A 13,631-nucleotide genomic window follows, 5' to 3' on the forward strand; every position below is an offset into this window, starting at 1 on the left:
TATGATAGATAAACATACCAAATACACTTTTGAGAAGATAAAATTTATTGAAAGGTATAAGAATCTAGCCACAAAGTATCAATTTAATGTTAGTGAAAGTTTCGAAGACTATGAAAGTAACCAAGTAGTAAAAATTATTAGTGAATTAGGGTACGAGTCCTCGTTTAATAAGAAGGAAAAGTTTTTTAAGATTACAGAAACACAGAATAATTATAAGTTTCAATATGTTATTTCTTTAAAATATGGTGTAGCTGAATTTATATGGTCTCTATGGGAAAATTCCGAACTTAAGATTGGTGGGACATGGGGAATATTAAAAGAACAACTAGATGGTCTGGAAAATGATAAAGTAAGGAAGCCGATATTCCGTAATTACGAAGAATTGAAAGAATTATTAGCTGATGCATTTTTAATTTATGAAGACTTTAAACGAGAGTATATGCACTAATGAAAAACGATTGAGAGGTTTGTAGCATGGCGATTTCAATATATTACTCAGCAAAACGAAAGGAATCATTAACAGATGTCGAAGGAGACCTTATAAAGAAATTGATTTCCGAGTATTCGGTACAACAAGAAATTGAAAAATTCAACAATACAGGAGAAGGATACAATTGGACTGGTTTTGATGTATATGATCTGAAAGATTCGTCTGATCCGGAGATTATTTTTGAAGGTTCTACACAGTTACCTGATAACATGGATGATGCAATCTGGGAAGGTGTTCAGCATTGGACTGCTTTACTGTCACAAATACGATGTACTGTTTTGAATACTGAATGGTATGTGGCGGTAGAAGATCATGTTCTCAAATGGGATGAGGAATATTTAGAATACGATTTATCCCCACCCAGTGCCGAATAAGTCGGGCGGCTGATTTCAAGTAGACTTAACCAATGTAATACTTGTATAAAGATTTCTACATTCCGTTGGTACGCACATCAAATGCTTTGATTTTATAACCTAAATAACGCTATTCCGTTACATTGAACAGGTCGATTATGGTCAGATACCACCATAATTGATCTGTTTTTTGTTATGTTCTTGGAAAAAGAATGAAGGAAAAGGAAATTTAACGACAACGTCGAAACCAAGTACGACACCAAAGACGAATCCAGAAAAAAAGAAACACCGAATGAAGTGAATACCTGGAAACAACCAACGAAGAAAAAGGACGAAGGTAAACTGCAAGCCGATACGAAACCACCTAAATCATCCGAACCGGAGAAACCGCAGGAGAGTCCGAAAGGTACAGAGGGAACGGGTAATAGTGGCAGTGTTGACAGGACAGCTAACCTTGAAAACATAAAAGATTTTGCAAAAGGTAATAAAAAATTTAATGAGGTTCTTGATGATTATGCTTTAATATATGGGGATATTGTAAAATTAAATAAAGTGTGGTCATGGCAAGATGACTTTGTTGGTAAATTAAATTCAGACCAAAGAAGTATGATTAAACAGAGAGCCTTAGAATTACATTCTGATATTCCTACGATTCAAGTGAAGAAGATTCCAGGATTGAAATTTGGATATGCAGACTTTAAAAGAGCAGGTGCAGTATTGCATGAAGATGTATTACCAAAGGACCTTTGGAAGGCAACAGATGCTGTACAATTCAAATGGTTGAATGATAGATTACCAAATAAAGTACAGCCAGAAGGAACAACTTGGAACATAATGAAGAAAGTGGTTTGATGCAACTTGTACCTTTTGGTATTCATAATATTACAAAGCATAATGGAGGAAGAACAAAGGGACACTGGGCAGATGCCCCAAGACATTAATTTGAGAGGTGAAATATGTTGGAAATACAAAAAAAAGTATAATTTATCCGCTTCCAGGTAGTAATTTAATTAAGCGTGTAGAAGAAAATTTTGAAATCGAGTTTCCCAAAGATTTTATAGATTTTATATCGAAAAGTAATGGATCTATTCCAATAACTCGATTTTTTGAATTTAAATCGAATAGATATGTGGTTGATCGTTTTCTTTGTTTATTGGACAAGCCAAGCGAGCATGATAAAGGTATGTATGATATTAAGGTTGTTTTCAGTCAATTGGATGAAAGGATACTCTCTGATGGAAATATGACAGGTGCTGAATTAGTACCAATTGCAGCTCTATTTGCAGGAGATTTCGTTTGTTTAGACTATACTGAAAGTAAAATCAATCCAGTTGTTTGTATATGGTATAATGAGGAATCAGATGAGTATGACCCAGTTACAGAAAAGATTGCAGATAATGTTAATCGTTTTCTTGATATGCTAGAAGAATAGGTTCTTCCTATAATGCAATCATATGACAAAAATAATTAAAAAGGCTTATTCCTACTCAAACAATGAGTCAGGAGTGAGTTTTTTTAATGTTTATGAAATGGATATATCGAAGACAGCACCCGAAACTCCGAAGCCTACGGTAAAACCTGGTTCTACCGCCGGACCTCAGAAACCAGCAGGCTCAAAACAAAGCTCTGGCGGTGAATATGGAGTCTAAATGGGCGGATGCGTTGAGAGAGATACCTCCGAAAAAAGTTACTGTAAAAATTGAACCAGTTTATTCAGGTACTTCAATGAGACCCGATTCCTTTGAAGTAACTTATCAAATTGAAGGAAATAGGCCAGTACAAAAAACTATTAAAAATCAAGCTGGAGGTTGATTTCGTTGAGCATGGAAAAAGAGATGAATCAAATATATAATCAAATAGCTGAAACAGTTAATGAAATGATCCCGGAAGAATGGGAAAAATTTCATTACTATGCACAAATTTCTGAAACCGGGGGCGGGACATACTTTTTTTATAACACACCTGAGGATGTGGAAAATTTTAAGTATAGTTTAGAAATCCCTCTTTATTATCATGATTATAAAGATCAATATAAAATCAAAGGCAGAGTTCTATTTGAACTGAGTGAAAAACTAAGAAAGAATTTTATAGATAATGAACAAGAACCTTGGTATTCCTTCACATTATCTATTGATAGGAATGGGAAATTCAAGATTCATTATGATTATACAAATTGGTTTGATACGAAATATAGTTTTGATGACCAGCTACTTATTTGGGAATATAAATATTTGGGTAACATACCAGAGGATGAAAAAAGCAGAAAACTAATAGATAGGTATCTAGAAGAGTATCCCGATAATCCAATATAAACCCATTAAAATGAGTGGGAGTATGAGCTTTAAAGTTACTGTCAAATGAGTCAGGTAATTGACTCCATATGATTTAACTCATGTAATAAAAGTCTGAAGATTTCTCCATTCCAGATTATAAGAAAGTTAAATGCTCTAATTTTATATTCTGAAATCTACTTTTTAGTTACATTAAACAGGTTGATTATGGTCTGATACCACCGTAATTGACCTGTTTTTTTGTTTCTTAGTTTTCTTGCGTTTCAAATTTACTCACAACTGTAGATGAGCTTAATTTTGCATATTCCGTAGTAGACATAACAGGAATAGACAAAAGGAGTTTTATGCACATTGTAGTTCGAATGGAGATAACAAGGCAAAAGACTATGCTGATTTCTCGTTAAAGCTACCTAAACCAAAGTATGAGGCCACTCTTGCACCAGATAGGGGTGGGAATATAAGGAAAAGATATAACACCGTCTTCGAAAACGAATGAACCTAATGCAACGACAACACCGAAAAGTAGCACGACATCGAAGACGAAACCAGAAAAAAATGCTACTCATGGAAGAAATCTCTGCCAAATAAGGTGGAGGGTAATTCTGAAGCGATACAAAACCACCCAAGCCACCAAAACCAAAGGTAGAATAGGATACAAAAAATCCGAAGGAAAATACGGAAGGCACTGAGGAGACGGGTAAAGGTAAGAAGTGAGAACTTTCGGATTTGACATAAGAAGTAATGGAAACGAGGCCAATGATTTCACCTGTCCCTAAAAATGGTAGGATAAAGGTGGACATATCTCAATTGATGGGAATGGAACATGGACATATACTAACAAAAATGGAATATCAGTTAGTTATCCTAATGGGTGTCCTGACTTTTCAGCATTTTACCATCTAACTATTAAACCAGCAGTAACAATAGAAATTACTATTCCTAAAAACCCTCAGGCGGACTCCAAGAAGGCGAACTTAGAAGCAGGACTAAATAAGGATTCTGATCCACCAGTTACTGAACTAAATCAACCTCCAACTGGGTACACTTGGCATCATCATGAAGATGGAAAGACAATGGTTCTTGTCGATGAAGATATTCATAGGGAGTTTAGACATATCGGTGGTCAGTCTACAGTTAACGGAAAAAATGATTATAAAGGAGAATTACCATGGCAACGATTTATAACACAAATAAAAAAATTAAATTAAAAAATATTGAGGAATTTGAAGCAAAATATGCTTTCTTGCTTCCGGTTCAATATCGCGATTTTTTGCTTGAGTATAACGGTGGTAATGTAAAGCCAAATGTTTTCAAAATTTCAGATGATGAAGGAGAGACTGCTCTCAACACACTTTATGGGCTAGATATCAATGAATCCTACGATGAGTTATCAAGTGTGTTTGACTCATTATATGGCGAAATCCCAAACGAATTTATATCTATAGGTGATGATTCTGGAGGAAATCAAATTTGTCTGGGAACTAGCGAAGAGTATGCGGGGAAAATATATATTTTCCTTCATGATATAGAACCTACTGAGAAGATGAGCAATATGTTTCTTATATCTGATTCTTTTGATAGCTTTTTAGATAGTTTATATGAAGTTTAATCTTTAGAAAATGACGGATGCAGAAATGCTAATTTCAACTTGAATTATAAGTCGAAATTGGCTTTTTTATTTGTCTGATCCCTGATCTTTCACCAGTAGCTAAAGCAGAAGTGCAAATTGAGTATATGTTAGGTGGAAAAGGCACATACGGAGGAGCAGCGAGAAGAGCTAATTTTGCTCAATCAGATCAAAGGTTAGCTGAACAACTTAATAATTCTCCTGAAATAGCACGCCAATTTGGTATGGAGTCTGGTAAAATTACTGCTAAAGATATAAAGATTTATCGAGATGGAAATAAACTAACATGGCACGAATTAAATGATGTTAAAACAATGCAACTAGTACCTACAAAGATGAATAGTACTTTTGGGCATCTTGGAGGTGTGGGAGAAATGAATGCAGGAGCGTTTGAACCTGGGGGATTTCTAATAAACAATAAAGAGGGGAGTACACAATGATAAAGAATGATCCTGTTTTTGGAGTGCTCGAATATAACTATGGTTGGACTAGGAAGACTATGTTTCAATTATTCGGAGGAGAACTTGAAATTACATTGATGATTGATGGAGATGAAGATGGAAGATTTGATGAAAAACAATATTCGGCATATCAATCATTGATACAAGATTGGAAACAAGTGCAATTTAACTTATTACAACCTATTTTGGATTATTACATACAAAAAAGAAGTGAATTGGGTTATGATGTTGCGTTTAATGAGAATTATCCATTAGTTGAAACAACAACTCAACTGATGAAAATGATTACTTTAGAGGGGATTGTTGTTCCGTATGGAGACATTAATGAAGAACGTGACATTGGAGTTCTTTTTAGTTGTACATGGGATTCAGAGAATGGTTTAGGGTTGCGTTTATTAGATGAAGAAATAGCTGATGTAGGATACCAAGATGTTGCAATTTGATACCAGGCTAATTAAATCGTATAGCACAACCATATCCAACGAACCCAACATTAAATGATTCAAACATTTGATTAACATTCAAAAGCTCTTTCTTACTTGATTTATGAGTTGGAGAGAGCTTTTTGCGTGTCGAAAATAACTAATGGCTGCTTGACGGGGGTGGTAGCTTCATTTTGGACGGGGAGACCAACGTACGAGCAGGTCTATTGCAACAGGAGGGCAGCAACAAAGCGCCTGTTCATGTGGCGGATCTGCCTGCGGAGCCGGAGCCACCGCTGATGCCGATTAAGGAGTACGAAGCAGCTCAGGCCGCAGCTGCCGCAGAGGCTGCTGCAGTGACGCAGGCATCAACGACGAACCCGAAAGATGGATCGTTGGCTGGAGCTGCGTTGGCCATCACTGCTATGATTCCGATCCTGGGAGCTCTAGGGGGTATTGCTGCCCAGACAGCCATCGGCGTAGGTATTGCTGCCGTTGCCACGGGTCTCATCGCGAGCGTGCCGAAGATAGACTCCTTCAAGCCTTCGGCTTTGAATTTGCTGGACCGATTTACGAATGGTTTTGCTGAACTGCAACAGCAGGAGAACGAAGCGAAATGGACGATGCTTGGGAAAATGTTGACGGCCGCCAAAGAGTTGACTACATCGACTTCGGTGACTGATTTCTTTAAGAAGCTGGAACAACAGAACAAGGAGATTAGCCTTGCTTATGAGCAGATTCCGAGTTACTTCCGTGAGAAGTGGGCGCATGAAAAAGCCCAACGTGACCTGCAGAAGTCGCTGGAATTTTTTAAGAGTGTGGAGAAAGACGATGTTCAACATCAAACCTTCTTTTCGCCCTATTACCAAGAAATTTCATGGGCATTAGACAGGGCTGGCATATATCATAATATTACCGTCGAGGAAGTAAAAGATTACGATTTTTGGTTGCGTCAGGACCTGACATTGGAACAGATGAAATATCTGACACAGTTGATTTACAATCCGATTAGCGATGAGAAATTCGTAGAGATGATCTACGATTATGAAATGAATCGCGATTTAATAGAGAACGGAACGATGATTGGTGGTAATCTAAGGGTAAGGACGCCAGACATTGAAGGAAAGGTCATGCAAGTTGTTGGTAACGGATTAAAAACAGCAGCGACATTTGCAAAGAAGAAATGGACAGACGGTCAGAAAATGAGGATCGCTTCTGGTGGAGGAAGTGATTGGAGCGGGGAAAAGTCGAAAAAAACGGGACAAGCAAGTTCTGGTGGCAAAACAGAAGGTGAAACTGAAACTAAACCTAACCAAGCGGGTAGTGATCAGAAGCCACCAAAACAGAAACCAAAAGATACCGAAACTAAGACGAATCCAGAAAAAAATGCTACTCCAAATGAAGTGAATTCATGGAAGAAATCTCTGCCAAATAAGGTTGAGGGTAATTCTGAAGCGGATACTAAACCACCCAAGCCACCAGAACCAGAGGGAGAACAGGATACAAATAAACCGAAGGAAAATACGGAAGGCACTGAGGGGAAGGGAACGGCTAGAATACCTAAGCCAATTGACCCACGTGGAGAACCTATTCAGTTTGTTCCTAATTTTAAACAGGAAGAGATTGCTTTACAGACATATGGAAAATTAAGATCCACTGGTTTAGATGCCGTAGAATTAGAAACCTTTTCACGGAATACAGGACTTAGTTTTGAAGAGGCAAGTCAGTTAAAAACACATGTAATACTGTCAGAACATATTAATTTAGTTGATACTGTTAACGGCAAGTACTATTATAAAGGATACTTTGACCCGGATATTGATATTGCCTATGGATGGAAAAAAGCACTAGAAGGTGAATTGTCAGCAAAGGAAAAAGCATGGTTTAGACAATTAGCCGACCATGAATTGGCAGAAAGTAAAATGATGCAAGAAGGATTGCCGTATCGTGATATTAATTATTTCAAAGATGGTACAACGAACGAAAGTACAAAAGGTGCTCATGAGTTAGCACCACCACAACCCGGCGGATTTCCTGGGTTTAAACCGAAAATTTGAGGTGGAAAAATTGAATTCTAACTTGGAACAAGCCAAAGAAAGAATAAAGAGCATTAACTGGGAAAGTAATGCGATGGATAAACCTTCATATGCAATTTTAGTAACAGAGTTTATTAGAAGAGGTAATATTTTTATGGATTTCAACTCCAAGGAGGATAACAGACGTGCAGTATTTAATGCAGCAGAAATAATTAATTTTGATGTACCTGTTCATATAAAAGAAGAATTTAATAAATTGGTAAACGAAGACATTGATTGGGTTACGGAGTATCTTTGTACTTTTTATCTTGAATGGTCATACGTAGTAGACCAACACGTGCCTATTGCTCTGCAGTTTCACGATCTATATGACCCGATTATTAAGTTGTTTGAGAGAGGTGGAAGGATCAGTTATCATCATAATGAGTTAGTATGTGGGAAACATGCATGGTCGCGTAATTCTGGGGCAATAACTAGGGAACTTTCCCCAAGGGATATTAAAGATGAGGTTCTGGATGCACTCGATAATGAAAAAAATTGAATCATAGAGTAATAAATTTTTTCACAAGACGGACTGTAATACGAAGTGCGATAAATTTCAGAGGCTATTCTAACTTGAACAACGGGTAGGAATAGCCTTTTTTATATGCCTAAATTCAAATGGTGAAGGGACAGGATCATTAAGTAGTGGAAAGATAGAGGATCCAACTCCGAATACCAGTAAGAAGACCCAAACATCCGGAGAACCGGATACTACAGGATCAAATACAGGTACAGGGAAAAAGTCGAGCGAGGGTGAAGGAACAAGCTCATCTAGCTCTAACAAGAAAGAGAATCAGATTCCCGACAGTCATAATCAGTGGAAACAAGATTCATCGAAGAAAAAAGGAAAAGGTAAAGATGGTAAAGAGAAAAAAGAGGAGGAAAAACGTAAAAGGGAAGAGGAAGAAAGACAAAAAAGTGAATCAGAGGCTGATGGGACGGGTGATGTTCCTAAGGTAACAAAAGGTTATGATGTAACACCAAAGTATAGTACTTATGATGACAGACTAAAAAGAATACCAGTTAATAAAGGGGAATGGAGTGGTGAAAGAGAAGAGTCAAAATTTGTTTCAGAGAAACCTGAAGTGAAGAAATATCTAGATGAAGCGGGCGTTGATGGAGTAGAGTATAAGAATGCAATGCCTGATTTTTCTCCTTTTACAAAGGCTGAGGTGAAAATTCCGAATATGACTAGTGACAGAAGAAAGAACTTTGCAATGGCTGATGAAATATTAGCTAAGGAATGGTCGACTCCTGAGAAAAAGTGGACTGCGGGTGATGTTGCAGATTGGCGAAAGGACAATAATTATACTTGGCATGAACTAAATGACCTTGAGGGTATGCAATTAGTATCCAAGCAAAATTAATGGTATGTACATATAATCATTTAGGTGGAGTTGGGGAACATAGAATCAAAGAGAAGCTAGGAGAGTGACGGCATGGCTAACCTTAACCATGAACTATTTGGTGAAATTTCTTACGATTTATATTGGAGCGGACAACAGAAAATGAAAATGTTTGGAAAAGACAAAGCCATAATTTTAAGTGTTGATGGAAATGAAGAAGGTGAATTCCACGATGCTCAAAAAGAAGCATATACCAATCTTATTGGAAATATGGACGATATCATGACTAAAGTAGAAGAGGCTATCTTTGACTATTATCAAGAAGTATACATGGATTATAGAGAAATGCTGGGAGAGGAAGAAGCTGACAAGATTGCATCAATTATTGAAAATAAAGAAGAGTTAGATCATTTAATTGAACCAACTCAATTGATTATCAGAAGAGTGCGAAAAAATGGAGTTAGAAGAATTGGGTTGCTTTTTAATTGTACTTGGGAAATAGAACATGGGCTTGCTGTGAAAATTGAGGATGAAGAAATAGTTGAGGTAGGCTTTCAAGATATAGTACTATAACAGTATGAAGTACCTACCCAGTGAGAAATGAGCCAATTAATCAATTAGTAACACATCTAACCCTATATTACTTGTATAAGATTGCACATTTTCGGTTGTAAGTACATCAATTGCATAATGTTATAACTAAATAGCGCTATTCCGTTTCATCAAACAGGTTGATTATGGTAAGATTCCACCGTAATTGACCTGTTTTTTCATTTTCTTACCTTTTATCAAATTTACTTGCAAATGTATTAATTAAATCAATCATGAGTATAAAAAAAGATGAATCACAAATTTTATTGGAGTAAGGAAATCAAATAACGATTGAGGAGAAGTCAAAAAAAATGCAAATGGCATATAAACAATCCTCCTGGTGCACATGATGTAGCTTCTGATCAAACCTTCATTTGAATTCCCAGGAGCATATGAATATTATTCGAAAAATGTTCTTGGTCAATAAAAATACAGAAGATGGAGCGAAATAATTGATGGAAAATTTTAATCAGGCAATTAAGTGTATTTCTGCAATAGATTGGGGTTGTATTGGAAATAAGCAAGCAAGATCACATGTTCACTTGAGTAAAGAATACTTAAGAAGAGCATCAATATTTCTTCAATCTTATCCTGGTCCGTGTAGGTATCCTTTTATTATCATTTCAAATTCAATAACTAAGTCACAAGTAAGTGTTGATGAATTACAGATACTAAAGGAGATTGACAATAGTTATGTTAGAGAAATTGCTACCAGTTATTTAGAGTTAAACGCACTCATTGATGAAGGAAATCAAATTGCTATTGATAATAAAGATTTGTTTGAGCCAGTAATAAAGCTCTATGAAAGAGGTGGCTATTTCTTTATAAGGGCAGGTTATTTGAATGTAACTGGTGCTACTAATTTTCTTTCGCTTGCAAATCGAGTTAAAAGGGAACCACTTGATATAAGTGAAGAAACCTTGGATGCACTTGACAATGGACATGCTGATTAATTTATGGATTTGCTCGGATTTTAAACAACTTACAATATTAATACAAGATCGTAAAATACATCAACAAATCCAAGACTAGGCTATTCAAACACCTGGATAAGCTTTTCAAAAGCTTTTTCTCACTTGAATTATGAGTAGGAATGAGCTTCTTCATGCTCAAAATCAAAGGAACACGAAAAAAAGATAATATAGGGAGTGAAAAAAATGAGAATGGATGTTAATACGATTGTCGTTCCATTACCAAGCGATGATTTATTAGATGAAGTTGAGCGAGGTTTAGGAGTTTCATTTCCTGAATCTTATAGGAACTTTATTAAGGAACATAATGGAGCTGTACCAATCACAAATATATTTAGTATGAATCAGAAAGAATACATAATAGAAAAATTTCTATGTTTATTGAGTGACAGTGAGTCTGGTCCTATTAATGGATGGTATGATGTTGAAGTTATTATTACACAAATAGGAGATAGATTAACTGATAATGAAGATTTAGTGGGGATGAATGTAGTTCCTATTGCGGTACTTTTTTCAGGAGATTTTATTTGTTTGGACTATAGAGAGAAGAAAGAGCCTGTTGTAGTTATTTGGTTTCATGAAGAGTCAGAGGAGTTTTCTCCTGTGACACAAAAAGTCGCGACCAATATATTAGAATTTTTTGAATTGCTGAGTAAATAAAGTTCTCCTAGTTCATGTTAACGAATGTCCCAGTTGTCAGTATCTTGTAGAGAAATTAGGGGTGCGTTTTGAACGTGAATTGTAAAACTTAAAGAAGATCTGTGGAAATATTTGAGTTGAGCGATGTGAGTGGAGAATTAACAGAAGATAGAAGAGAGATCTGTCTAATGAGAGATGACAAAAATCAGTAAGGAAGTGACCTGATGGAATTTGAATATCATGTAACCATGCGTGATCTGAAGCAGAACGAGAAAGAGACCTTTATCAACATCTGTAATGAAGAGAACGTGAAGCCCGTGTTGATCGTCTTGGACAAAGGTGAATATATTAATCAGCCAATGATTACAGGCATTGTACATAGCACGAATTACGAAGAAGTGAAGAATGTTATTGAAGAAGTTGGGGCGAAGTTTCGGGATAACGGATTCACAGTTGTTCGGACGAAGGTGGAAATTCCGGCTAAGGAAGAAACGTATTTTGATCAGCCGATGCTGGCACAGTCCAAGCCTTATTTCGAATGGCACGGAAAGGTATATGTGGATGATGTGGCCGTCTTTAAACAACTGTGCGCGGATTCGGGCGGAAATATCTCACGGAATTCGCTGCATGCAGATGGAAAGGTGAGATTCGTAACGGTTCGTGAATATGAGAGTGCAGAACATTTTTATCGTAGAGTGGGAGAGATACATACCATTTTGCATACGAACAAGATCGAACTGTTAAAACAGCAATATGAACTGTGCATCTATGACAGCCGGGAAGAACTGGATCGTGGATGGATCTAATTGGATGTTGAGTACGATGAATGGAGGAGGAGAACGAGTGTCAGAAAAAAACATAAAAATGCACCTCCTAAATGAGGATGAGAGATTCATTGTTGTGTTAGAAGCTCTATTAAAACGCGCTTCTCTAGTGAATAGTCCATTTGTATTAAAAGGAAGCTTATTAACAAGACAGTATTTGGAGAATCCCAATATTCGTTATGTGGATGACATCGACTTTCTGTATACAGGTCGAATTGAGACTGAGGATCAGGCCAATGCAGTATTTACAGACTGGATGATCCAGGTAACGGAGATGGACCTGAATGACGGTATCATATTCCGTAGCTTTCGGGAGAATGCCTTCTGGAGAAGAATAGACTACGCGATGGCGGATGATTTTCCTACGGTGAACACGGAGCTTGCCTTTTATATTGATAATGAACCAAGGAATGAAAATGAGTATGAGGATGAACTGCATCTTGATATATCTTTTAACCTCGACTTGGATGAGAAGCCTGTTACTCTATCCTACCAACCCATGGTTGGTGAAGCTTTTGTCGTTCCTTACACTGTACCACTCTCCATCCAATTGCATGGAAGCTGCATCAAACGATAGTGAGGCCCAGGTTTAAAGACTTGTATGATTTGCAGCATCTGTTGTCTAACCCGTTATACGATCAGCAGGCGCTCAAGGAGACAATGCAGACCCTGGCCAACGAGTGCAGCATGGACCCAGCTATTACGAGAGAGGATATGAAAAAGATACTGGTTGACGATCTGCATGATGTATTTTCGAGGTTGAATTACGATTATGACTTGCAGTATTATGCCGGAAGCCGTAGTCCTGAAGTGTATTTTATGGAATTTGTATCGGAGCTGCGCCAAACGATGAATCACGTTGGTATTAACAGTGACGCATATGAACATTTACCAAGTTGCCCCACGCATACATAAAGATCTTCATGCACTGAAGAAGCAGACCTAAAAGCTTTCTGTAAGAAAACTGCTTCGGGAGCATTCACTTCGCCTTTATTCGTAGATGAGTTTGAAACGAACACCCCAACTCCGATACAATGTTCTCATAGAGTCTGAGAGAATGGATCAAATACGGTGCAGAAATGGAGAAACCAATATGACTGAATTTATCAACGCTGACGATATTAATGACGTAATTCTGGCTGCGGCAGCAAACGAGCTGGAGCAGATGGTGGACAAAATGTGTGAGCTGATTGGCACGCCATTGGAACAGACGACAGAACTGGAGCGTCAGGTCATGGCTGCTTTTGGTTTTGGCGCGGTGTATGGCATCACTCATCGGGATCAGCTAGCAGAGCCGCAGGCCCATGCCTTGAGCATTCGGATGCTGATTAAACCATTTAATTATAGTGAACAGCAGGCGGTTGATTTTGCCGATGATCTGATTCGAGTGGCTTCCGATCGTGAGGTTCATCCGGTGATGAATACGATTATCCAACGTGGGATTGATGGACACCGCCAATTCAATCAGGAAGACGATGAAGGATTGGAACGTAACATTCAGGAGATTTTAACCGCGGTTCAATCGCAAAATTAGACGG

At 37.4% G+C, this 13,631-nt stretch carries 21 protein-coding genes and 1 pseudogene; all 22 read left to right on the forward strand.

The annotated features are described in order from the left end of the window. The first annotated feature begins 1 nt into the window (after position 1). The 22 genes and pseudogenes from MHI14_RS08635 (at position 2) to imm48 (ending at position 13,627) form a co-directional block, all read left to right on the forward strand. Positions 2 to 448, forward strand: coding sequence for a hypothetical protein (locus tag MHI14_RS08635; protein WP_133385604.1), 447 nt, complete (start codon positions 2 to 4; stop codon positions 446 to 448). A gap of 26 nt (positions 449 to 474) precedes the next feature. Then, positions 475 to 864 (forward strand): hypothetical protein, encoded by a 390-nt coding sequence (locus MHI14_RS08640; RefSeq protein WP_133385603.1) that lies wholly within the window; start codon positions 475 to 477, stop codon positions 862 to 864. 276 nt (positions 865 to 1,140) lie between these two features. After that, positions 1,141 to 1,695 carry an HNH endonuclease gene (locus tag MHI14_RS08645; protein ID WP_341130188.1) on the forward strand — a complete coding sequence of 185 codons (555 nt, stop codon included), beginning with the start codon at positions 1,141 to 1,143 and terminating at the stop codon, positions 1,693 to 1,695. Further along, on the forward strand, positions 1,695 to 1,784 hold the full coding sequence (locus tag MHI14_RS08650) for an HNH endonuclease (RefSeq protein WP_240768065.1): 90 nt from the start codon (positions 1,695 to 1,697) through the stop codon (positions 1,782 to 1,784). The genes MHI14_RS08645 and MHI14_RS08650 overlap by 1 nt, the downstream gene beginning before the upstream one ends. A gap of 8 nt (positions 1,785 to 1,792) precedes the next feature. Continuing rightward, positions 1,793 to 2,275 carry an SMI1/KNR4 family protein gene (locus MHI14_RS08655; protein WP_133385602.1) on the forward strand — a complete coding sequence of 161 codons (483 nt, stop codon included), beginning with the start codon at positions 1,793 to 1,795 and terminating at the stop codon, positions 2,273 to 2,275. 22 nt (positions 2,276 to 2,297) lie between these two features. Next, a complete protein-coding gene (locus MHI14_RS08660) occupies positions 2,298 to 2,492 on the forward strand; it encodes a hypothetical protein (RefSeq protein WP_341130189.1) in 195 nt (64 codons plus the stop codon). Further along, positions 2,482 to 2,655 carry a DNA/RNA non-specific endonuclease gene (locus tag MHI14_RS08665; RefSeq protein WP_206105769.1) on the forward strand — a complete coding sequence of 58 codons (174 nt, stop codon included), beginning with the start codon at positions 2,482 to 2,484 and terminating at the stop codon, positions 2,653 to 2,655. The genes MHI14_RS08660 and MHI14_RS08665 overlap by 11 nt, the downstream gene beginning before the upstream one ends. An 11-nt stretch (positions 2,656 to 2,666) precedes the next feature. Next, the gene (locus tag MHI14_RS08670) at positions 2,667 to 3,155 is read left to right on the forward strand and encodes an immunity protein YezG family protein (protein WP_133386021.1); all 489 of its coding nucleotides are present in this window, start codon (positions 2,667 to 2,669) and stop codon (positions 3,153 to 3,155) included. A gap of 884 nt (positions 3,156 to 4,039) precedes the next feature. Next, a complete protein-coding gene (locus tag MHI14_RS08675; RefSeq protein ID WP_240768145.1) occupies positions 4,040 to 4,342 on the forward strand; it encodes an HNH endonuclease in 303 nt (100 codons plus the stop codon). After that, on the forward strand, positions 4,303 to 4,743 hold the full coding sequence (locus MHI14_RS08680) for an SMI1/KNR4 family protein (RefSeq protein WP_133385601.1): 441 nt from the start codon (positions 4,303 to 4,305) through the stop codon (positions 4,741 to 4,743). Before MHI14_RS08675 ends, MHI14_RS08680 begins: the two co-directional genes overlap by 40 nt. Positions 4,744 to 4,820: 77 nt before the next feature. Continuing rightward, a pseudogene (locus MHI14_RS08685) lies at positions 4,821 to 5,201 on the forward strand (HNH endonuclease); the annotation flags it as partial. Then, positions 5,198 to 5,665, forward strand: coding sequence for a DUF6985 domain-containing protein (locus tag MHI14_RS08690; RefSeq protein WP_133385600.1), 468 nt, complete (start codon positions 5,198 to 5,200; stop codon positions 5,663 to 5,665). The pseudogene MHI14_RS08685 and the gene MHI14_RS08690, both read left to right, overlap by 4 nt. A 206-nt stretch (positions 5,666 to 5,871) precedes the next feature. Beyond that, on the forward strand, positions 5,872 to 7,701 hold the full coding sequence (locus MHI14_RS08695; protein WP_133385599.1) for a hypothetical protein: 1,830 nt from the start codon (positions 5,872 to 5,874) through the stop codon (positions 7,699 to 7,701). A 22-nt stretch (positions 7,702 to 7,723) separates the two neighbouring features. After that, complete coding sequence (locus MHI14_RS08700) at positions 7,724 to 8,221, forward strand: hypothetical protein (RefSeq protein ID WP_341130190.1); 498 nt, start codon at positions 7,724 to 7,726, stop codon at positions 8,219 to 8,221. Between the two features lie 586 nt (positions 8,222 to 8,807). Continuing rightward, on the forward strand, positions 8,808 to 9,089 hold the full coding sequence (locus tag MHI14_RS08705; protein WP_133385597.1) for an HNH endonuclease: 282 nt from the start codon (positions 8,808 to 8,810) through the stop codon (positions 9,087 to 9,089). A gap of 72 nt (positions 9,090 to 9,161) precedes the next feature. Continuing rightward, positions 9,162 to 9,641 (forward strand): DUF6985 domain-containing protein, encoded by a 480-nt coding sequence (locus MHI14_RS08710; protein ID WP_133385596.1) that lies wholly within the window; start codon positions 9,162 to 9,164, stop codon positions 9,639 to 9,641. Positions 9,642 to 10,114: 473 nt separating this feature from the next. Beyond that, positions 10,115 to 10,612 carry a hypothetical protein gene (locus tag MHI14_RS08715; RefSeq protein ID WP_133385595.1) on the forward strand — a complete coding sequence of 166 codons (498 nt, stop codon included), beginning with the start codon at positions 10,115 to 10,117 and terminating at the stop codon, positions 10,610 to 10,612. Positions 10,613 to 10,816: 204 nt separating this feature from the next. Further along, positions 10,817 to 11,290, forward strand: a complete 474-nt coding sequence (locus MHI14_RS08720; protein ID WP_133385594.1) for an SMI1/KNR4 family protein — start codon at positions 10,817 to 10,819, stop codon at positions 11,288 to 11,290. Positions 11,291 to 11,493: 203 nt separating this feature from the next. Further along, a complete protein-coding gene (locus tag MHI14_RS08725) occupies positions 11,494 to 12,075 on the forward strand; it encodes a hypothetical protein (protein WP_133385593.1) in 582 nt (193 codons plus the stop codon). Between the two features lie 37 nt (positions 12,076 to 12,112). After that, positions 12,113 to 12,670: a hypothetical protein gene (locus MHI14_RS08730; protein WP_341130191.1), complete on the forward strand. Its 558-nt coding sequence runs from the start codon at positions 12,113 to 12,115 to the stop codon at positions 12,668 to 12,670. Positions 12,671 to 12,711: 41 nt separating this feature from the next. Continuing rightward, positions 12,712 to 13,008 (forward strand): hypothetical protein, encoded by a 297-nt coding sequence (locus tag MHI14_RS08735; protein WP_341130192.1) that lies wholly within the window; start codon positions 12,712 to 12,714, stop codon positions 13,006 to 13,008. A gap of 178 nt (positions 13,009 to 13,186) precedes the next feature. Continuing rightward, positions 13,187 to 13,627, forward strand: coding sequence for an Imm48 family immunity protein (gene imm48 / locus MHI14_RS08740; protein ID WP_133385592.1), 441 nt, complete (start codon positions 13,187 to 13,189; stop codon positions 13,625 to 13,627). The last annotated feature ends 4 nt before the right edge of the window (positions 13,628 to 13,631 follow it).

It is taken from the genome of Paenibacillus sp. FSL K6-2393 (assembly GCF_038002545.1).
Classification (GTDB): domain Bacteria; phylum Bacillota; class Bacilli; order Paenibacillales; family Paenibacillaceae; genus Paenibacillus.

Excerpts from the sequence above, each read along its gene's own strand:
- MHI14_RS08635 (WP_133385604.1), top strand. The coding sequence starts at position 2 with ATGATAGATAAACATACCAAATACACTTTTGAGAAGATAAAATTTATT.
- MHI14_RS08640 (WP_133385603.1), top strand. The coding sequence starts at position 475 with ATGGCGATTTCAATATATTACTCAGCAAAACGAAAGGAATCATTAACA.
- MHI14_RS08650 (WP_240768065.1), top strand. The coding sequence starts at position 1,695 with ATGCAACTTGTACCTTTTGGTATTCATAATATTACAAAGCATAATGGA.
- MHI14_RS08660 (WP_341130189.1), top strand. The coding sequence starts at position 2,298 with ATGACAAAAATAATTAAAAAGGCTTATTCCTACTCAAACAATGAGTCA.
- MHI14_RS08665 (WP_206105769.1), top strand. The coding sequence starts at position 2,482 with ATGGAGTCTAAATGGGCGGATGCGTTGAGAGAGATACCTCCGAAAAAA.
- MHI14_RS08670 (WP_133386021.1), top strand. The coding sequence starts at position 2,667 with ATGGAAAAAGAGATGAATCAAATATATAATCAAATAGCTGAAACAGTT.
- MHI14_RS08680 (WP_133385601.1), top strand. The coding sequence starts at position 4,303 with ATGGCAACGATTTATAACACAAATAAAAAAATTAAATTAAAAAATATT.
- MHI14_RS08690 (WP_133385600.1), top strand. The coding sequence starts at position 5,198 with ATGATAAAGAATGATCCTGTTTTTGGAGTGCTCGAATATAACTATGGT.
- MHI14_RS08710 (WP_133385596.1), top strand. The coding sequence starts at position 9,162 with ATGGCTAACCTTAACCATGAACTATTTGGTGAAATTTCTTACGATTTA.
- MHI14_RS08715 (WP_133385595.1), top strand. The coding sequence starts at position 10,115 with ATGGAAAATTTTAATCAGGCAATTAAGTGTATTTCTGCAATAGATTGG.
- MHI14_RS08720 (WP_133385594.1), top strand. The coding sequence starts at position 10,817 with ATGAGAATGGATGTTAATACGATTGTCGTTCCATTACCAAGCGATGAT.
- MHI14_RS08725 (WP_133385593.1), top strand. The coding sequence starts at position 11,494 with ATGGAATTTGAATATCATGTAACCATGCGTGATCTGAAGCAGAACGAG.
- imm48 (WP_133385592.1), top strand. The coding sequence starts at position 13,187 with ATGACTGAATTTATCAACGCTGACGATATTAATGACGTAATTCTGGCT.